Origin of the sequence: Streptomyces sp. GS7, assembly GCF_009834125.1 — a bacterium.
Taxonomy (GTDB): domain Bacteria; phylum Actinomycetota; class Actinomycetes; order Streptomycetales; family Streptomycetaceae; genus Streptomyces.
In genome coordinates, this window is the sequence record NZ_CP047146.1 from 4,844,050 (window position 1) to 4,864,806 (window position 20,757).

A 20,757-nucleotide genomic window follows, 5' to 3' on the forward strand; every position below is an offset into this window, starting at 1 on the left:
GCTCGCTCTCAGGCCCGACCGGTCTCAGCACGCCTCCACCATTCCGGACGCCCGGAGTTGATCGGTCATCGCCGCGAGGTCCTCGCGCGCCTGGTCCAGTGCGATGCCGAACCGCTCCGCGAACTCCTTGGCCACTTGGTCCGTGGTGCGGCCGGCGAGCAGTCGCTGCAGCGCGTAGGCGCCGGTCGAATTGAGCTGCCAGTAGTGCCCGGTGCGCTGGCTCAGCAGTACCGCACCGTCGTCGGTGTCGGTGGTGAGCGTGTGGGCGGTCAGGCTGAGCTTCATGGGGGTTCCTCCGGGCGTGGGTGCGGCGCGGGGCGGCTGGGACCTGTCCGAGGGGTCAGGCCCTAACGGGCCCCTTGCCTGGGTGGTACGGGGGCGACGGTGAGCAGCGGCCGGTAGTAGCCGTCGGGATACGGCTCGTCGATCACCTGGCCGTCGGCCTCGATCCAGGCATGGGCGGCGAACGGAGTGGTGCGCACGCCGGTCTGCCAGGTGGGCCACGTCCCCTTGAGCCGGCACACCACGGCCGCGGCGACCGACCGCTGCAGGCAGTGGTGCACGGCACAGCGCAGACTCACCGCGACCACCGCGGTCCGGGCCGCGGAAGCCTGCGCGGCGGTACTCGGACGGGCCCCGACACGCAGCACCTGGAGTACGGCACGCAGATACCGGGGCGGCAGCGCGGCCAGCGGCCGGGCAAGGGCCACGGCGGCCAGCGGCACCACGCGCCGGCGCAGGGGCAGCCGGACGCGCGGCGGCAGGGCACACGGGGGACTGGTCACAGGGCCTCCTCGGGATCGGGCATGCGGTGTGGGTGGGCGGCGGCGAGGCCGGCGGATGCGGTCGGCGGGCCGCCGGGGCGGGCAGCGATCTCCCGCAACCACAGCTCGGCGCCCAGCGTCGCCTCCAGCTGCGCGGACCAGACGTCGGCGCTGCGCGGCGGCGTGCGCAAGGTGGTCCGCAACTTCGCCACGTCGATCAGGCCGCGGTGCGCCAGCAGCGAGTCCGCGAACAGCTCCAGCAGGTCCGGAACGTGCTGCTGCAACGCACGGTCGACGGACTCCTCGCAGTCACCCTTGGTGGACCGGTCGAGGATCACATCGGGCACCAGACCACGCATCGCCGCGGCCAGCACCGGCTTGTACCGCCAAGGGGTGCAGCGCTCGTGGGGATGGATCGCCAGCACCGCCTCCACCACACGGTCGTCCAGGTAAGGCAGCTCCAGGCGCAGCCCCTCGACCGCGAACTCACGACGGAGCAACCGCAACACGGGTCCTGCGCTGCGCAGTGCGGTGAGAGCCTCGTGCTGCCCGCGGTCCGGCGCCAGGGGGGCGATCTCCTCCGCCAGGCCGTGGAAGAGCCGCCGCGTGGTCTGCACCGCCTCTCCGGTGGCCCACGGCGTCGCGGGCAGCAGTGCCCCCCAGCCCAGGGCGGGTGCCGGGCCGGCCGGCGCGGGACGGACGAGTGCGTCGGCGCACCGTCGCCACCACGTGCCGAGGTCTTCCCCGCGCAACAGCTCCGACAGGCTGGTCGCCAACGGCCAGCGGGACAGCGCCCGGTGGGCCTGCAGCTGACGCAGGGCGGTCACCGGGCGGCGACGTAGCAGCGTGTGCAGATAGGCGGCGCTGCCGGTGAACAACTCGTCGGCTCCGTGCCCGGCCAGGTGCCACGTGGCACCGTGTTCGACCAGCAGCCGGATACCGGTGCGGATCGCGTTCATCCCGCGGGTGGTGGCCCTGGGGGCTTCCGTGTCCGAGGCCCAGTACGGTGGGGAGAACACCGGCGGCGCGCTGCTCTCCGGCATGGTCAGATGCTCGGCGCGCCGCAGCGAGCGCGCGGCCTGTTCCGCGTACTGCGGGTCGTCGTTGATGACGCTGCCGCCGGTCCACCGAAAGGTCAGCAGGTCGGGGCGGTGCTCGGCAGCCAGGAAGCACAGCGAGGTGGAGTCCATGCCGCCCGACAGGTCCGCCGACAGCCTGCCCTGCCGGGGCTGCCGCAGGGCCACGGCCTCCCGCAGTCTCTCGCGCACCTGGCCCGCCCCCTCCGCCACGGAAAGGTGCGGCTCCGGCGGCAACCACCAACGCACCATGCGCGCCGCACCGTTGCCGGGGAGGACCGCGTAGGAGTCCGCGGGTACCTGCTGAACGCCTCGCCACCAACTGCGTTCGCTCAGCGGCGCGAAGAACATGCCGGACGTCACGCTCGCCGCGAGCAGCTCCTCGTCCACCTCCGCACCGGTGATCCCGGCCAGTACGTCGGCCCTGTCGCCGGCGATCGGCACATCGTCCACGCATGCGGTGAACACGCAACGGGTTCCGGTGACGGTGCCCTGGAACCGCACCTGGCCATGGGCCGACGCCAGCACATGCGCACTGCCGGGAAGCCGGCGGACCAGCCGGTCCAGGTCAGGCAGGGCGCGCACCGTGGGAACCAGCGCTGACAGACGTTCCTGCGTGAGGGAGACCGAGCCGTAGACCACGACGCGCACGGGCCCGGCGTCGGCCACCACCAGATCCTCCGGATCCCACGAGCCGGCCAGCCACGGCCGACCGGAGGCGTGCGGCACCATCTGTGGTGCCATTGCCCCGACTTGGCGGTGGACCCGAGCGCCGCCCGGGGAGTCCGGGAAGACCATGAGGTTGTTGTCGTTCAGGGACTGCAATGCCTCACCACCAGATATCAGGGCGACATCCGCACCGTTGGCACGGCCGGCAGAACCGTCCATCACCGGAGAAGATCGTGCAACTGCACACAGTTGATATCGCGCCACCACCGCACGGCAGAGCGAATCGGCGGACGGTCGCCTCGATACCCACGCAAAGGCCCGTCGGCGGCGACAACGCATACTTACAAGTCAAGTCCGCACCACGCGCTGGGATTTGCCGGGCCGCGCCTTCGACCGCGATCCACGCCCACACGAACGGGTCACCAGCGACCCCCGGTTGATCCTTACCGCAGGTAAGTAAGCAGCTGGAATTGGCTGGAGTTGCGATACCCGAGTAGACACCCGGGGCGGAAGCCGATTACATGAATCGGCGCCACTTCAGCTTCCACCGAGAGGGACAGGAGAAGGCCATGCCCAAGACCAAGCAGCTTCCGGAGCGTTACATGCCGCCGACCGCCGCCAAGGTCGGTCACTTCAACAAGGACACCGACGGCACCATCCACACCAAGAAGGACGCCACGACCATCGGCTTCAAGAAGTCCCAGTAGTCCCGACAGCGAGCTCCGGCTAACTAACGGAGAACAAACCATACCCGCCCCTGCACCAGACCATGCCCTCGCATTCTTGTGCGACTGCACAGGACATCCGAACCTTCCGGCGCAGGGCCGGGGATCGCTCGGCAACTCCTTCCCCCTGATTCCCATGGGGCGGAAGTAAAAGCGGCCTTCAACTCCCGAACATGGACGGCACGGGTGACGACCCCTGCCACACCAGGGAGTTGGAGGCCGCCTTTCCGTGCGCGGACAGCGTGAGCCCCATACGCCACCGTCCGCCCCGAATCCCGCGACCCGGCCCACGTCACCGCCCAACCGTGACGCAAAACGGCACCGCCGGCGCCGGCTCAGGACCAGAGCGCACCGACCCGTGAGCCATGGACCCCATCCGGCCGCCCAACGGCGCATTAACCGGCTCGTCGCGCCCGCTCTCCCCGTCGTCACGATCCACGTACATGACGGCTCCGCCCCCACCGCCTCGGTGCCGACCGTCAACTGCCGGCCGCAACAAGAGAGCCTCGTCAACGGGAGCGCCCCGCACACCGAACTCCTGGACCATTTCGACTTTCGGGCTCCCCGTATCGGTTGGCCATCCGCCCGGGTCTTCGTCAACTTCTACAGCTGGCCTCACGGTTCGACCTCCAGGGCCAAATACCATCATCGAAGCGTCACCTGAACCGACAGGTCGGATTTCTTTCCACTGCTCCGCCCGACCCGCCTCGGTCAAGGGCAGTTCGCGATCCCCTGAACGGCGCGCAGAATTCACCGAAACGCAACGATCTCCTGGACCAAGGGCCACTTGAACAACCCCGTGGGCGACCAACCATCCCCTCAACCTCGCTCAGCGGCGCCCACATCAAAAGGTCCGGATCTGGCCGGGAGTTCACCAAGACGTGGCACTACGCGACACGAATTTCCCCTGACGCTCGACCGTTATCCCACCCCTCGGATCGCACACAAGCGCGAACGGTCATTTCGGAACTGAATATTACCGCTCGATCGATTCACCTAAATCGCTCCGGCGGCGAGGATCTACCTGGCCCGACCGCATGACCGCGCCGACGTTTTCGACGCGCTCGAACGGTTGGACGTCGCCGAGGCGATGGAGGGTGCGTTCGGAGTGGACGGCGTGCCGTAAACGTCCCTGGCAACCGCCGAGCAGAGTCCGAGCCTCGTCCTTGCACCGCCACAGCCGAGCCGACACCGCCCCGTTCGCACGGCGCTGACCGTCGAAGGACAAGTCACGCCTACGGCTGACGAGATGGCGCCTGACGATCCGAACTCCCCCAGGAGGCCGCCAACGGCGTGCGCGCTGCATGCTTCGGCCCGAGCAGCCACGACAGTGCGGGGTGTGCGGGCCTCGAAGCGACATGACCACAGGGAGGGCTGAGCTGCGTCCCATGAGGGGAGAGGCAGAGTCGACGTCCCATGTCGTGACGGCGATACCCCCGACGGGAGACCGATGTCATAAGGGCATCGGTGCGGCCGTTGTCACTGCGGTTGCTCTCGCTGGTTGTGGGGCCTGCGAGTTCGGGTGGGCCGGGCCTGGAGCCGGTGATGAAGGTCGGCTTCCTCGGCCGTCACCAAGTCATCCGGATGCGGACTCGGCTTGGGGGGTGCCGTCGGCTTCCTGGAGGTCGGCGGCGACGAGCCGGGCTGCTAATCGTTCGGGGCTTGTGGGTCGGTGGGGGCGCGCCACTCCGCCGATGGAGTGAAGGAAGGGTCCTCAAGCTGTGGGGAGGGGATTTTTCGAGGGGTGGTCGGTCAAGCTTGGCGGAGGTTCACTGAACACCCTTTGCACACGGGGACTTTGGAAGGTGGGACGATGTACTCCAAGACCATTGCCGCCACGCTGCTGGCCGGTACTGCCGTGCTGGGCACAGCAGGGGTGGCCGCTGCTGACTCGCCACTCGGCAGGGCTACGGAGACGGTTGCCGGCGAAGTGTCAAGCCTTCCTCTGGAAGCCGCGGGGAGAGGACTTCCGACAGGTGGCCCCGAATCCTTGGCCGTGGGTCAGAACGCGCTGAGGTCCGGCCTGGCCACAGCGCCCGTAACAGTCGACACGACCCTCGCCGCCATGGCTGCCGGTGGTGAGGGCTAGGGCGGTGGCCTGCTCGGCGGGCTGCAGGTGGCGAGCGATGCCGCCAAGGGCATGCCCGCAAGAGCCGTAGCGGGCGCCGCCCCTGGCGGTCTCCCTGGCCCCGGTCGGCCGTTGCCAACAAGCTGAGCGACGGTGCCCAGTTCCAGCCGAGACCTCTTGCCTCCTGGCGCCACGGCGCCAGGAGGCTGTCCGGCGCGTCACGAGATGACGTCGGCGGCAGCCTGCGGCCAAGGCCGGTCGGGGCTGTCGCGGGGGCTCGCGGCCTGCTCGGCCCGGTGCCGGTCTGTGACGGGTGGGTGTCATACGGAGGCGGGGGCATCCGGGTCGCCGCATGCCCGGGTGAGGTAGGTCTCGTCGATGGGTTCGGGATCGGGCAGGTCTCCGACGGCCTCCAACAGGCCGGTCCGGTCATAGGTGCGGCGGTGAGCGCTGAACTCGATCATTCGCGCGCCCTGTTGGGCGATCAGCGTCTCCAGCGGCGTGGGGTCGGGGATGTGTGGCACGACGCTCAAGGCAAGGCGGGGGTACCGGATCTTCATTGCCTTCGGCACGATGTCGACCGACGCGTTGTGCGGGTGGGTGACATGCACGGTGCGTACGGCCGCGCGCCGGCCGGTGTGTGCCTTCGCCACCCGGGCCATGGCCCGGGCGGCATACTCCACCTGCACCAGGTTCGCTGTTCCTTCAGCATCCGCGGCGACGCGGACGCGCACGGCCTCCCCGCCGTGCCAACCCCCCTTGACGTATGCGATCAGGCTTGCGTTGCGTACGGCCCTGTTGCGCATGCCCGCGTCGACGAGCCGCAGCAGGGTGCCCAGCGGTTGGTCGGGAAGCCCGTCAGGGACGGGCCGGTCCGTGACGAGAAGGCCGGGGCGGAACACGGTCACCGGACGGCCGGTGCGGGACGCCCAGGCGCGGACCAGGCGTTCGGCGGTGTACTTGCTCTCCTCGTAATAGGTCTGGAAGCCGTGCTCCTCACGAAGGTCCTCTTCGAGGACGTGGCCGGTGAGTCGGCGTCCCGCGACGTACGCCGTGCTGACGTGCATCAGATGGGCATCGGGGGCGTGGTCCGCGAGTTCCAGGACGTGCCGGGTTCCCACGACGTTGGAGAGGTGAAGGGGGGCCGGATCACCCTCCAGCCTGATCTGGGCGGCGTTGTGCCACAACTGGTGGAGACCGTCCGTTGCCCGTGCGCGCTCCTCGGTCGTCAGGCCGAGTCCCGGCAGTGTGATGTCCCCGCTCAGGTAGTGCAGCCGGTCCAGCGCGCCGACCGGCAGCGGCGGACCCTGGAGCCAGGTCAGGGCCGCTGTCATCCGGGCCCGAAGCTCCGGCCCACTGTGGCGGCCGATGACGGTGATCGGTTCGTCACCGCCCTCGGAAAGGAGTTCACGCACGATGCGGCAGCCGAGGAATCCGGTGGCTCCGGTGAACAGGACGGGCACGGCGTCTCCTTCGCTGGGAGGGTGACAGGGCGGCCAACGACTGGGGCATGACGGGTACTTACCGCAGCTGTGCCCGATGGAAGCGCCAACGTACTCATCAACCGAGAGGGCCACCGTTGTAGGTAAATATGCCTAATGGTGATCAGGGGGAGGGCGCGTGGATATTCGCAGTAAATTGGGGCGCATCGCTTTCCGTGCGGATCGTCGTGGCGGATCGTCGTGCTCGGTGAACCGCCTTTCCAGGAAGGCCGTACCCATGAGCCAGCGCCCAGGCCCCTACCTCGAAGGTGCCCTCGCGATCGTCGGCGTGTCCTGTCGTCTACCTGGTGGTATCGCAGGAATGGCGAGCCTGTGGGCCGCTCTGTGCGAGGGGAAGGATCTCGTCACCGAGATGCCCGCGGACCGGTTCGACGCGGACCGCTTCGTGGACACCTCGATGCCGCGGGCCGGCAAGAGCTACACCGCCGCCGGAGGCTTCCTGGACGACATCGCGGGCTTCGACGCCGGGTACTTCGGGATCTCCCCGAAGGAAGCGGCGCACATGGACCCGCAGCACCGACTGCTGCTGGAGCTGACCGCGGAGGCGCTGGACGACGCGGCGATCGCCCCGGCGCTGCTGGCAGGCTCCGACACAGCCGTCTACATCGGCATCTCCGACGCCTCCTACGGCGCCCTGCAGATGCTCCAACCATGGGCCATCAGCCCGTACACGATGTCGGGGGCGGCTTCCTCCATCGCGGCCAACCGGCTCTCCCACGCCTTCGACCTGCACGGCCCGAGCATGGCGGTGGACACCGCGTGCTCGTCGTCGCTGGTGGCTCTGGACCGTGCCTGCCACACGCTGTGGGAGGGAACGAGCCGCATGGCGCTGTGCGGCGGAGCGAACATCCTGCTCTCGCCGTACCACTACGTCGGCTTCTCCCAGGCGTCGATGCTCTCCGAACGCGGCAGATGCGCCGCGTTCTCCGCGGACTCCGACGGTTTCGTCCGCGCGGAGGGCGGCGGCATGGTGCTGCTCAAGCGCCTGGCCGACGCGCTGGCCGACGGAGACCGCGTGCACGGAGTGGTCCTGGGCAGCGGCAGCAACAGCGACGGACGCACGCTGGGCCTGTCGCTGCCCAACCCGCAGGCACAGGAGGACCTGCTGCGCCGGGTGTACGCGGACTTCGGGGTGCACCCGGACGAACTGGTCTACTTCGAAGCACACGGCACCGGAACCCTCGCGGGCGACCCGATGGAGGCCCAGGCCATCGGCCAGGCCCTCGGCATCCGGCGCATCACCGGCCCGCTGCCGATCGGTTCGGTCAAGACGAACGTGGGCCACCTCGAACCCGCCTCCGGTATGGCGGGGCTGTGCAAAGCCCTGCTGGTTCTGCAGCACCGCACCATCCCCGCCTCCCTGCACGCCCCCGTTCCGAATCCGCACATCGACTTCACGGGACTGGGCATCGAGCTGGTCACCGAGAACCGTGCCCTCAAGGAGGCGGCACGTCCGGTCGTCGGCGTCAACTCCTTCGGCTTCGGGGGCGCCAACGCGCACACCATCCTGACCGATGCCCCTCCCCCGGCCGTTCCACGACCGTGCGCGCCACCCCCCGAAGGCTTGCCCATCCTGGTGACGGCCCGCACCCCTCAGGCGCTGGCCGAGGCGACTTCCCGCATGGCGCATCACCTCAGGACGGTGGATCCGGAGGGCCTCTACGACCTCGCCTACACATCCTGCCTGCGCCGGGGCAGGCACGAGCACCGCACGGCCGTCCTCGCTCACACTCCGCAGGAGGCCGCGAACAGGCTCACCCGGATCGCCGAGCACGGCTCCGGTCCGACCGCCGAGGCGGTGCACAGCGGCCGGGTGGTGTTCGTGTTCTCCGGCAACGGTTCGCAGTGGCCCGGCATGGGCGCGGATCTGCTCACCGACGACCCGGTCTTCCGCGCGGCCGTCGCGTCGGTGGACGACGAACTGGTGCCCCGGCTGGGCTGGTCGGTGGCCGAGGAAATGGCCCGACCGCGCGAAGACTGGCGGCTTGCGGCGACCGAGGTGGCACAACCGCTGTTGCTCGCCGTGCAGTTGGGCGTCGTCGCCGTGCTGCGGTCCCAGGGGGTGGAACCGGCGATGGTGCTCGGCCACAGCGTGGGTGAGGTGGCAGCCGCCCACACGGCCGGCGCCCTCACCCTGGCCCAGGCCGCCGAGGTCATCGCGGTGCGCAGCCGCGCCCAGGCGGCCACCGCGGGATCCGGCCGGATGGCGGCATTGGGCCTGGGCGCCGAGCAGGCGGAGGAGGCGCTGAGGCCTTACGCGGGCAGGCTTGAGATCGCAGGCATCAACAGCGGCAGGGACGTGACGGTCGCCGGATCGGCCGAGGCCATCGCAGAACTCGGCGACGACCTGGCCAGGCGCGAGGTCTTCTGCCGCGACCTCGGACTCGACTACGCCTTCCACAGCCGGGCCATGGACAACCGGCGCGCGGCCATCACCGACGCCCTCACCGCACTGGAACCCGGCCTCGCCGCGGTGCCGTTGTACTCCACGGTGACCGGCGCACGCATCGCCGGCATGGACCTGGACGCCGCCTACTGGTGGCGCAACGTCCGCGAGCCGGTCCTGTTCGCCGCGGCCGTCGAGGATGCCCTGGACGACGGCGCGGACATCTTCGTGGAGATCGGCCCACACCCCGTCCTGCGTTCCTCTCTACGCCGCATCGCGGCCGGCCGGCCGCGGACGACCACCGCCGTACTGCCGACGCTGCACCGCGAAGCCGACGGGCCGGGAGACCTGGCGACCACCCGCGCCACCCTGCTCGCCGCCGGGGCGGCCACCGACTGGAACCGGTACTTCCCCCGCCCGGGCCGGGTCGTCGGCCTGCCCGCCTATCCATGGCAACGGGAACGGCACTGGGGCGGCGGCAAAGACCTGTGGACCCGCAACGGGCCGTTGGATCACCCGCTGCTCGGTGCCAAGGTTGCCGCCCCCATGCCCCTGTGGTCCGGGGCCGTCGAACCGGTCCTGGTGCCGTGGCTCACCGATCACCGGGTGGCCGGCTCCGTCGTCATGCCCGCCACCGGCTACGTGGAGATGGCCCTCGCGGCCGGCCGTCTCGCGCTCGACGCACCGGTCGAGACGGAGCACTTGGACATCACCAGCGCGCTGGTGATCCCTTGGGACAACCCCTCCCGCACTCATGTACAGGTGTCGCTGAACCTCGACGACGGCACGCTGTCGGTCTCCAGCAGCGACGAGCACGACGGCGAACCACGCCGCCACGCCCGCGCCCGCGTCCGGCGACTCGTCGCGTCCCGCCCGGCCCCCGTCGATCTGGACGCCACTCGCGGCCGGTGCCGGCAGCCCGTGACAGCTGAGCAGCACTACACCCGCTGCGCGGACGCCGGCCTCGGATACGGTCCGGCTTTCCAGGTCCTGACCGACCTGGCCGTCGGCGACCGCGAAGTCCTGGCCCACTACACCCACGACACCCCGGGAGCTCCGTGGACCGTCCATCCCGCGCTCCTCGACGGCGCGCTGCAGGCGGGCGTTCCCCTACTGGCCGAGCGGCTGGCGGAGGGACAGGCATACCTGCCGGCCGTGATCGGCTCCGTACGCGTGTGGGCCACGCCCGCCCCGTCCGGCACCTTCGTGGTGAAGGAACGGTCCCGCACCGCCGACGAGGTGTGCTGGGACATCACCGTCACGGATCCCGACGGCACCGTCACGGTGCAGATGCAGGGCTGCCGCCTGCGGCGGTTCACCGCCGCGCACCGCACCCCGCTCACCGTGCAGCACACGGTGCTCCGCGCGGCCCCGCACGACGACCAGCCCTGCGCCCCGGTGCCCCTGCCCTCGCCGCAACGGATCGCCTCCGCCTGCGCAGGCACCATGGCCGAACTGTGCACGGACATGCGGGCCTTGGGCTACGAGAAGTCCGTGCCCCTCCTCACCGAGAGATTCCTCGCGGCGCTGGCCCGCACCGTCTGCGATCTCCTGCCCGATCCGATGGCTGCCTTCACCGAACACGACCTGGTGTCCTGGGGCCTGGATGACCGACACCGGCACCTGTGGGCGCTGCTGAAGCCGTCGCTGCGGCGCCGCGGCATCCTTGTCACCGACGAGGACGGGCGCCACCGCCTCGCGGCACCGCTCGACACGGCGGTCCCTTCCTCTCGCGGGGCCGGGGAGCCCGCCCCCGCCTGCGTCGTCGAGCAGGCGCTCGCCTCGCAGCAGATCCAGCGCCTGCCGGAGGTGCTGCTAGGGCACCAGGATCCGATGGAACTGCTGGCCGACGACGCCGCGGTCCGGACCCTGGAGCAGTTCTACGACACCGCGCCGTACTGCCGGTTCCACAACCGGCTCGCCCAGGCCCTGCTGCGCGAAATCGTCCAAGCCTGGCCGGCCGACCGGCCGCTGCGCGTCCTGGAAGTCGGAGCGGGCACCGGCGGCACCACCGCGGCCCTGCTGCCGCTGCTGCCCGCGGACCGCACCCACTACTGCTTCACCGACGTCTCGCCGGGCTTCTTCCCCCGCGCGAAAGCCCGGTTCGGCGCCTACGACTTCGTCGACTACCGCACCCTCGACCTGGACGCGGACCCCGCAGAACAGGCATTCACCCTGCAGGGCTTCGACATCGTGATCGCGGCCAACTCCCTCCACACGGCCAGGGACCTCGGCGCCGCCCTCCACCGGGTCGCCAACCTTCTGGCACCGCGCGGCGCCCTGCTCGCCGTCGAGGTGCACGACCCCGAGGTACTGGCCCCGTTCTTCGGTACGTTGGAGAGCTTCTACAGTCACCGTGACACGGAGCTGCGGCCGCACTCGCTCCTGCTGCCGCGCGATCAGTGGCCCGCGCTGCTGGAAGAGTGCGGCTTCGAGGACGTCGTCCAGGCAGGCTACGACCAGGTGCCCGCCCGGGACTACGGTTCCGTCCTGCTCGCCCGGGTCGCCGCCACCGGCTCCGACCCGAACACCGCTCCCCTCACGCTGCGCCTGCCCGAGGACCGGTCGAACACGACGTTCCTGGTCGCCGCGGAGTCACCGGACGCCCAGGCGCTGGCCGATGCTCTCGTCAGCACTGTCACCGCCGCCGGCGCTACGGCCACGGAACCGTTCCCCATGACCGAGACCGCAGCCGGCTGGGATGCCCACCTGGCCACAGCCCGCCAGAGCGAGGGCTCGGGAACCCTCGCCGTGGTGCTCGTCTTCGGTGAGGCGGCCGAAGACGCCCCGGACGCCGTGCTGGCACGTGCCGCCCGGCGGGCGGAGACGATACGCACCTGCGCCGTGGTGTGCGACCGCCTGCGCGAGGGCCTCCGGCCTGAACTGTGGCTGGTGACCCACCCCAGCGGCGTCGCCCCCCTGAAGGCGGAAGTCCCCCAGCCCGCGGACGCGGTGCTGTGGGGTCTGGGCCGCTGCCTGGCCAACGAGCTGCCCGGCCTCCACTGCCGACGGCTGGCCCTCCACCGCACCGGCGTCACCGGTGACGACGCAAGACGCCTGGCACAGGAGCTTTTCCGTCCCTCCGATGAGGACGAGGTCGTCCTCACCCCACAGGGCGGGTTCGTCCTGCGCGAGCAGAACCGGCCGGCAGCTGTACCCACCAGGGAAGACCTTGCCTTCGCCTTGAAGGTCCGCGACGCCGGGCTGTCCTACCGCCTCGCCTGGCAGGAGATCGAGCCCCGCGAGCCCGGTCCCGGTGAGGTGCTCGTCGAGGTGCGGGCCGCCGCCCTCAACTACCGCGACATCATGCAGAGTGTCGGCCTGCTACCGGCCGAAGCCACGGAAGAAACGACCTCCGAGGACGGCCCCGGACTGGAGTGCGCCGGCACCGTCGTGGCGTGTGGCCCGGGCGTGACGGCCCTGAAGGCCGGAGACCGCGTCGCCGGCCTGGCAGCCGCGTCCCTCGCCTCGCACACCGTGGCGCGCGCCGACGCCCTGTGGCCGGTACCGGACGACATGACCTGTACCGAGGCGGCCACCATGCCGGTGGCGTTCGCCACCGTCCACTACAGCCTCGTCACCCTGGCACGGATCCAAGCAGGCGAAACGCTCCTCGTACACGGGGCGGCCGGTGGCGTCGGACTGGCGGCCCTGCAGTACGCCACCGCATGTGGAGCGCACGTCATCGCCACCGCCGGCAGCAGCCTCAAGCGGGACTTCCTGCGCCAGCTCGGCATCCCCCACGTCCTCGACTCCCGCTCCCTCGACTTCGTCGAGCAGGTCGAGGAGATCACGCACGGTCGGGGGGTCGACGTCGTGCTCAACTCCCTGGCGGGCGAGGCCATCACCCGCAGCCTCGAACTGCTCCGGCCCGGCGGCCGGTTCCTGGAACTCGGCAAACGGGACATCTACGAAAACAAGCCGCTGTTGCTGCGCCCCTTCCGCAACAACATCGCCTTCTTCGGAGTGGACCTCACCAAGGCCCTCGACAGCCCCGCCCACCTGGAGAGTCTCCGCCGTGACCTGAAGTCCGCGACCCTGCGCGAGGCATGGCGGCCACTGCCGCACAGCGTCTTCCCCGCCGCACGGGTCGCCGACGCCTTCGCGCTCCTGCAGCACTCCCGTCACATCGGCAAGGTGGTCGTCGCCTTCGACCCGCTCGACGAGCCACCGCTCGTCGAACGCCGGCCCCGTGCCCCGCGCCTGGATCCGGACGGCACCTACCTCATCAGCGGCGGCACGGGCGGCTTCGGAGCGGCGACCGCACACTGGCTCGCCGACCTCGGAGCCCGGCACCTGACACTCGTCAGCCGCCGCGGTAGGGACGCACCGGAGTGCGAAGCCTGCCTCGCGGCGCTACGGGAGCGCGGGATCAGCGCCACGGCATACGCGGCTGATGTCACCGACCTGGCAGCCATGGAGGAAGTGGTGGCGAGGCTCGACGCCACCGGACACCCGCTGCGCGGTGTCGTCCACAGCGCGATGCACCTTGACGACGAACTGCTCGTCGACCTCGATGCCGAGCGGATGACCGCGGTCATGGCCCCGAAGATCGGCGGAGCAGCGGTGCTCGACGCTCTCACACGGGACCGGAGTTGCGACCTGTTCCTGCTGTACTCCTCCGGCACGGCCGTGATCGGCAACGTCAAGCAGGCCCCCTATGCCGCCGGGAACCTCTACCTGCAAGCCCTCGTCCGCAGCCGCCGCAGAAAGGGCCTGCCCGGCCTTGCGATCGCATGGGGTGCACTCGCCGAGACCGGCTATGTCGCGCGCAACGAGCTGGTCTCCTCCCTGGCGAGCGTCGGCCTGCAGACGATCCGCCCGGCCGAGGCGTTCGCCCAGGCTGAACACCTGCTGCAGGCCGACGCCGACGTGGCGGGTGTCGGCCGCTTCGACTGCGGGCGCGCCGCCGTCCTGCTCCCGATGATGGCGAGCCCCCGACTGGCGGGACTCGTACCGCCCGGGACCGCGAGCGGTGCGCCCAGCAGGGAGGACCTGCTCCGCAAGCTCGGCCAGATGACACAGGCAGAGGCGCTGGAGTACATCACCGACACCTTGGCCAGGATGCTCGCCGGCGTCCTGCAGATGGACGCCACCCAGATCGACCCGCACCACAGGGTCGACGCCTACGGCCTGGACTCGCTCATGGGTGCCGAACTCCTGGTCCAGCTCCAGCAGCACTACGAAGTGCAGATCCCGCCGATGGAGTTGCTGCGCAACGCCAACAGCTCCATCGCCGACATCGCGCAGATGGTGTACCTCCGGCTGGGACTGGCCCGCAGCACCGAGGCCCCCGCACTGCCGCCACCCCGAGCGGCCGATGCCCAGGCGCAGCTCCCGGCTCCGCACCCCGACCAGCCAGTCCCCAAGACGGACAGCCCTCCGGTCGCCACCTGACCGGACACCCGCACCTTGGCCGGCAGCCGACCGGTTTCCCACACCCCCTGCCGCACAAGGCATGACGGCAACCGCCCCCACCCGGATGACCGCGCCGCTGCCCAGAGGGAGCACGCTCATGCGCACTCGGGCAACTGCGGCACACTGCCCGCCGCCCCTGCCGGTCCGCCTTCGCTGTAGTGACCGCGGATCCCCACCCACCGGCTGACGTCTGGTCCTACGACCGCTACCCAGTAGTGCCGGAGATCGCCGATGAACCACGGACAGGCGAGGACGCGGTAAGGCGGAACCTCTGCCGGGCCCGGGGCACCCTCAAGGCTCGCCGACGTCGGTGGGCTGTGTGGGGCAAGGTGATCTGTCGGATCGGGAGTGGGCTCGTCTTGAGCCGTACCTGCCGAAGAACACGGGGCAGGGCAGGCTGCGGCAGCAGCAGCGGCTTGGGGCAGTGGCCTGACGGTGGCGGCGACTCCCGCTTCACCCGTTCGGGCGTACCTGGTCGTGCGACCGCGCACGGTCACGTTGCTCAGGCCAGGCCCGGATTCCACGGAAGACGTGTCACTTCCGTCGGGTGGCTCGGCGAGCGGGCGGGTGGCGAAGCCAGTCAGCATGGCCCGGGAGACGGCGGGTCCGGCGCGTCCGCTGCACGGGGCGCCCGGTCCATCGGCCGGCTCATCATCCGGTTCCACGGACACGTGGAGGACACCATGCGAATGAACCGCCCGTGCGGCACAGCCGTCGCAACCATGGCACTCGCCATGGCCGGACTCACCGTTCCAGCCACGGCGGCAGCCCCGGTCACCGGACCCGACGCCACCTTCCTCAAGACGATCCACCAGGGCAACCTCGCCGAGATCGCCACCTCCAAGGATGCCCAGAAGCACACCACCAGCACCTGTGTGAAACTGGTGGCGGCCATGTTCGTGCGCGACCACACCAAGTTCGATGCGCAGGTTGTGGCGCTGGCCCACAGCAAGGGCATCACCCTACCCTCCGCGACACCAGCCGCCCAGCAGAAACAGCTCACCACGCTGAAGTCCCTGCACGGTAAGCGGGACTACAACCGGGTGTGGTTGCAGGGCCAGTACACGAGCCACCAGCAGGTCCTCGCGCTGATCGACAAGGAAGTGTCCTCCGGCAAGGACACCAAGATCCGCGCGACCGCCCGGGCCGCCCGTCCCACGGTGGCCAAGCACCTCCAGGCGGTCAGTGGCGGAATCTGCCACACCGGCAAGGCAACGACAGGCACCCGATCCTGACCGCCGGTACCGCAGGCGGCAGTCGGAGAGCGGCGGCAGCATCGCCTGCCGCCGCTCTCAGGCCAGGCAGCCACACCCCGGCGAGAACGCACAACCTCCGGTGCGACAGGACAACGCGCCTGGTCACCACGTCGGCGTTCACGCCGGCCAGAATCGAACGCGCGAACGCTTTTTGTCGGATGTGAGCCTCCGCGTTGCTGGAGGCAGCGCTGCAGATCATCCTCAAGGCAATGCGCGCCCGCACGGAGGGCCTGGAGTCGTGCACACCGTGCCGGCCCGGTACCCGACCCGGCCGAAGACGGCGTACGAGCAGAGCGAGGCTCGGCGCGATACCGCGTCACCGGTACTGCGGGCGCCATTCGAAGAGCAGGATGGTCGCGTCGTCCCGCAGTTGGTTGCGCTGATAATCGAGGATGGCGTGGATGAGCAGCCGCAGCACCTCGGCCGGGAGCTGGCCGGCGGCGGAGGAACGGATGATGAAGTCGGTGAACCGGTCGAGGCCGAACTCCGCACCGTCTTCGTCGCGTGCCTCCACGACACCGTCGGTGTAGAGCAGGACGCAGTCACCCGGTTCCAGTGTTGTCTCGTGGACCTGCCGGGCTGCCGGGGCGAGTTGGCCGGCCAGGCCGATCGGCGGCTGCGGGGGGCTGTCCAGCACGCCGTTGAGCACCCGCTCGGCACGGATCAGCAGCGGCGGCGGGTGACCGCAGTTGACCCATTGCAGCACCCCGGTGACCGCGTCGAGCCGGCACAGCACGCCGGTGCAGAAGTGGTCGGGCAGCCACTGGGCGAGCGCCTGGTCGACGGAGCCGACGACGTCGGTCAGTTCGCCACCGCTGCGGCGGGCGTTCCGTGCCGCCGCCATGGCGACCGAGGTGGTCAGGCCGGAGACCAGATCGTGCCCCATGGAGTCGAGGATCATGGTGTGCAGCACGTCCTTGACCACCGAGTGGTCGTAGGCGTCGCCGGCGACGTCGTACGCCGGTTCCAGGACCGCGGTCGAGACGCACCTGCTGCTGCCGACGCTGTGGGGCGGCAGGAAGGCCCGCAGCATCTCGGTGGGCAACCGCATGGTGGCGGTGCGGGCGAGGCCGGCGAGCCAGTCGCTGTAGGCGCGCTTGGAGGTGATCAGCATGGCGAACAGATAGGCCAGCATCCTGCTGCGGCGCATCCGCACCCCGTCGAGCGAGGCGGTCCGCACCGCCAGCACGCCCAGCCGCTCCGCACCGTCGACCAACGGCAGCCAGACGACCACGCCGCCGTCGGCCTCGGCCACCCGCGGGGCGAGCGTGCGGTACGCCCAGCCGGCCGTCGAGCGGTCCACCCGCAGCGGCTCCGATACCTCGTCGAGCGGGATGAGCAGCCGTTGTTGCAGGTCGACGAGGTAGATCAGCGCGGCGTCCAGGCCGAGGGCCGCGGCGCACCGGTTCGCCAGGGGGGGCAGTTCGAACGGCAGGGCCGTCTGTGCCTCGATGATCAGCTCGTCCAGCCGATTCTCATCGACGGCAGTGCCGCGGCCGGCGGACGCGGGCGGTAGGTCCGACACGGGGATCACCCCTTCCGTGCCCAGTCTCACACCGATCCCAACCACTCTCTCGTCAGGCATGATCGCGCCGGGTGCAGCCGTGGCCAGGGCGGGAGCGGCGGCCAGGGCGGTGAGCTGAGCTGGACCGAGCCCACCTCGTGCGCCGGCCACCCTCAGCCGGTCCTCATCGGCCCCTGGGAGACCGGACCGGAATTCGCCGGTAGCGCTCAGCCGCTTCGCGACCGGGTCCGGATCGGCACCGACGACGTCCAGCACAAGGACGGCGAGGTCCGCGACCTTCCTGGCGACCCGCCCCCAGCCCCCAGCTCCCCCACGACCGATGACTCGTAGTGCTGCGTCAGGTCGGTGCCTCGGCGCGGCCGGCGCCGGGTCGGTGTCGGCCTCTTCGGGCGGGGAGGGGACGTCCGCAGGTGGCGCAGGTTCCGGCCCCGCGTAGTAGGAGGTCCAAGATGGCGTCGAGGGCGTGGTCCTGCTCAGCAGGGGGATCCGACTGGCGCCGAGTGGGCTGTGCTGGAGCCGCTGCTGCCGGTAAGCAGCAACCGGCGCCGGCGGGATGACCGGCAAGTGGTCAACGGGTTCGTTCACCGGCTCGGCACCGCCGCAGCCGGCACCCCTCATCTGCCCGCGCTCGTGACCGGAGTCCATGAGAGGGAAGCACCACTATCGACAACCGGTTGCGCCGTGTGCGGATTCCCGGTTTCGCTGTGACATTCGCCCACCACCAGACACCTTCTCATCGTGGCTCTCACCTGGGCATACTCCACGCCTGCCGCTTCTCAAACCCGGCAGGTACGGGGGCAGTTGGGAAGGAGCGTCTGTGATCGCCCAGTCCCTCGACGAGCGGCTCGCCTCCCCGTGACCTTCGCAGCGGAGCCATGCGGCACACCCGCTTCACCTGCCCGCCCCCGATTTCGACACAACACACCGGACAGACATGGGAGTACAGGGTGAGTCAAGCCCCCACCACGTCAACCGACAGCAACCCCGGGAAGATGGGCGATGCGAAACGATCCTGGGCGGTACGGCGGGGACTGCTGTGGGATTCCGGTCCCCAACGGAAGTTGGCCCTCGCCGGCTTCGTCAACCAGCTCGGCACCGCGGCCTTCCTGACGACCGTGCCGCTGTACGCGCTGCGGGTGATCCACCTGTCCATCGGGCAGGTCGGCCTCGGCCTCAGCATCGCGGCCGTGGTCGGACTGATCGCCGGTATCCCGGTAGGGCATCTCGCCGACCGTCGCTGGCCGCGGGACATCCTTCTCATCACGCTCCTGACCCAGAGCCTGTCTATGACGTCGCTGCTGTTCGCCCACTCGTTATGGCCGTTCGTCCTGGCCGTGACCGTGACCGACCTCGCCGGGTCGTCCGGCGGTGCGGCCCGTGGCCCGTTGATCCGCCGCTTCGGCGGTGACGAGGTACCGAAATTCCGCTCCTACCTGCGGTCGGTGGCCATGCTCGCCAGCACCTTCGGCGCGCTGGCGGCCGGTGCGGCGGTGCAGATCGATACGGACACCGCATACCGCGCCCTCATCCTCGGCAACGCACTGACGTTCCTCGGCAGTGCCGCCGTCCTGGTCAGGCTGCCCAAGCTCGAACCCCTGCCGTCCCCGCACGAGGCAGGCCGGTGGCTCGCGCTCAGGGACAAGCCGTACGTGATGTTCGTCGTGCTCGACGGCATCATGTGGATCCACAGCGAGGTACTGTCCTACGCCCTGCCGCTGTGGGTGGTTCTGCGCACAGAAGCGCCACGCTGGTTCGTCGGCCTGGCGATCGCGGTCAACACCATGATGGTGGTGTTCCTGCAGATACGTACGAGTCGCGGGATCAAGGGCGGCACGGTCGCCGGCCCGAGCATCCGCCGTGCCGGTCTCGCGTTCCTGGTCGGCATGTCCGTCATCGCGACGGCCTCCGCAGTGCCCGGCTGGGCCGCCGTGACGATCATGCTGGCCGGCGTTGCCGTTCACACAGTGGGCTCGCTGTGGCATGCGGCCGGGTCGCTGGAGCTCCGGTTCCGGCTGGCTCCCGCGCATGCCCAGGGCCAGTACTCCGGAGTGTTCGGCATGGGCATGGGCCTGTGCTACGTCGTCGCACCGAGCCTGCTCGGCCTGCTCTGCGTGACCTGGGGGACGCCCGGCTGGCTCGTGATGGGCGGCATATTCGTCGCTTCCGGTATCGCCATGCCGTACGTGATCCAGTGGGCCGGCCACAGCCGGGAGACAGCGGATAGTGCCGACTGAATTACCGTACAGGGGCCGGGAGTTCAATTCCTCGAATCGAACGACCACCCGAGCGCTGATGGTGGACCAGTACGCGCTTGGATGTGAGCGGGCTGCCTGCGGCTGGGCCTCGGACCGGCGGCCCCCGCTACGAGTGTGCTGAAGGCGACTGGCCTGCCAGTGCGGCGATCTGTGGGTTCTGTGCCCGCCAGCGCGCGTACACGGGGCTGTCGGCGCACGTGGACAGATAGCCGTCGGTGACCCGGCGCAGGATTTCGGTGCCGTACGGTGCGAGCGGGCCCTCGTGGTGCCAGGCCAGAATGTGCCGGTACCACAAGGGGTTCCCGGTCAGCGGACGGACTGTGACGCCGGGTACCTCGAAGAACGTGGCCTGGCAGAGGCTGACCGCCAGGCCCGCACGCACGATCTCGACCAGCTGTCGTCCCTCCGCCTCGTACGGGGCGGAGGGGGCGCGGTCCATGCGCGAGCAGGCGGATTCCCAGTATTCGCGGGTCCGGTCGCCGTCGGGCCGGGGAACCGCCCAGTCCTCCTCCAGGAGTTCGGCCAACGGGACTTCATCGCGCATGGCGAGCGGGTGTGCCGCCGGCATGAGGGCGAAGACCGGTTCGGTGGCGATCGTGTGGAGTGCCACGCCCGCAGGCTGCGGCAGCTCCTGGTCCGGGTGGTCACCGAGGACCGCCACTTCAAGCTGGTCCGCAGCGAGGTCTTCGAGGAGAGCGGCGGGCGAATACTGGCAACGGCAGGTCAGGTCGGCCGTGGGCAGCAACCCTTGGACGGCCAGGAGGAGATGGCCGAGGAACGGGGCGCCGACCGAACCGACTCGTATGCGGTCCGCGGACGCCATCCGCCTGGCCGCACGGGCCGTGTCGGAGAGCAGCCCGTCGAAGCCCGGCAGGAGGGCTCGAGCCCGCCCGATGACCAGCTCCCCCAGGGGCGTGGGGACGGTGCCCGCCTGTCGCCGGTCGAACAGCGGCCCGCCCAGTTCGGCCTCGATGCGGCGCAGTTGGGTGCTGAGCCCTGGTTGCGTCATACGGAGTGAGGCGGCGGCGCGGGTGAGGCTCCCCGCCTCCGCGATCGCGCACACCACCCGCAGATGCCGGATCTCCACGTTCATGGCGCGGATGTTATGGACTG

10 protein-coding genes and 1 pseudogene are annotated in these 20,757 nt (G+C 70.1%); 5 read left to right on the forward strand and 6 right to left on the reverse strand.

What is annotated here, in order from left to right; all coding sequences use genetic code 11:
• Window positions 1-24: 24 nt before the first annotated feature.
• The 3 genes from GR130_RS21495 to GR130_RS21505 all read right to left on the reverse strand — a co-directional run bounded on the left by GR130_RS21495 (window position 25) and on the right by GR130_RS21505 (window position 2,728).
• On the reverse strand, window positions 25-285 hold the full coding sequence (locus GR130_RS21495; RefSeq protein WP_159506204.1) for a lasso peptide biosynthesis PqqD family chaperone: 261 nt from the start codon (window positions 283-285) through the stop codon (window positions 25-27).
• A gap of 62 nt (window positions 286-347) precedes the next feature.
• A complete protein-coding gene (locus GR130_RS21500; RefSeq protein WP_159506205.1) occupies window positions 348-785 on the reverse strand; it encodes a lasso peptide biosynthesis B2 protein in 438 nt (145 codons plus the stop codon).
• The gene (locus GR130_RS21505; protein ID WP_236574009.1) at window positions 782-2,728 is read right to left on the reverse strand and encodes an asparagine synthase-related protein; all 1,947 of its coding nucleotides are present in this window, start codon (window positions 2,726-2,728) and stop codon (window positions 782-784) included. The genes GR130_RS21500 and GR130_RS21505 overlap by 4 nt, the downstream gene beginning before the upstream one ends.
• 350 nt (window positions 2,729-3,078) lie before the next feature.
• Here GR130_RS21505 and GR130_RS21510 point away from each other — a divergent pair, with 350 nt between their 5' ends.
• Window positions 3,079-3,216: a hypothetical protein gene (locus tag GR130_RS21510; protein WP_159506207.1), complete on the forward strand. Its 138-nt coding sequence runs from the start codon at window positions 3,079-3,081 to the stop codon at window positions 3,214-3,216.
• 2,406 nt (window positions 3,217-5,622) lie between these two features.
• Here GR130_RS21510 and GR130_RS21515 read toward each other — a convergent pair.
• On the reverse strand, window positions 5,623-6,765 hold the full coding sequence (locus GR130_RS21515) for an SDR family oxidoreductase (RefSeq protein ID WP_159506208.1): 1,143 nt from the start codon (window positions 6,763-6,765) through the stop codon (window positions 5,623-5,625).
• 256 nt (window positions 6,766-7,021) lie between these two features.
• Here GR130_RS21515 and GR130_RS21520 point away from each other — a divergent pair, with 256 nt between their 5' ends.
• The 3 genes and pseudogenes from GR130_RS21520 (at window position 7,022) to GR130_RS21525 (ending at window position 15,843) form a co-directional block, all read left to right on the forward strand.
• Complete coding sequence (locus GR130_RS21520; RefSeq protein WP_159506209.1) at window positions 7,022-14,587, forward strand: type I polyketide synthase; 7,566 nt, start codon at window positions 7,022-7,024, stop codon at window positions 14,585-14,587.
• A gap of 340 nt (window positions 14,588-14,927) precedes the next feature.
• Window positions 14,928-15,023, forward strand: a pseudogene (locus GR130_RS41995) (transposase); the annotation flags it as partial.
• Window positions 15,024-15,279: 256 nt separating this feature from the next.
• Window positions 15,280-15,843, forward strand: coding sequence for a DUF4142 domain-containing protein (locus GR130_RS21525; protein WP_159506210.1), 564 nt, complete (start codon window positions 15,280-15,282; stop codon window positions 15,841-15,843).
• 337 nt (window positions 15,844-16,180) lie between these two features.
• Here the strand turns inward: GR130_RS21525 and GR130_RS21530 are convergent, their stop codons facing one another.
• Window positions 16,181-17,398, reverse strand: coding sequence for a PP2C family protein-serine/threonine phosphatase (locus GR130_RS21530; protein ID WP_236573323.1), 1,218 nt, complete (start codon window positions 17,396-17,398; stop codon window positions 16,181-16,183).
• Between the two features lie 938 nt (window positions 17,399-18,336).
• Here GR130_RS21530 and GR130_RS21535 point away from each other — a divergent pair.
• Window positions 18,337-19,623, forward strand: coding sequence for an MFS transporter (locus GR130_RS21535; RefSeq protein WP_236573325.1), 1,287 nt, complete (start codon window positions 18,337-18,339; stop codon window positions 19,621-19,623).
• Window positions 19,624-19,750: 127 nt separating this feature from the next.
• Here GR130_RS21535 and GR130_RS21540 read toward each other — a convergent pair whose 3' ends face one another.
• On the reverse strand, window positions 19,751-20,737 hold the full coding sequence (locus tag GR130_RS21540; protein ID WP_159506212.1) for a LysR family transcriptional regulator: 987 nt from the start codon (window positions 20,735-20,737) through the stop codon (window positions 19,751-19,753).
• Window positions 20,738-20,757: the final 20 nt, after the last annotated feature.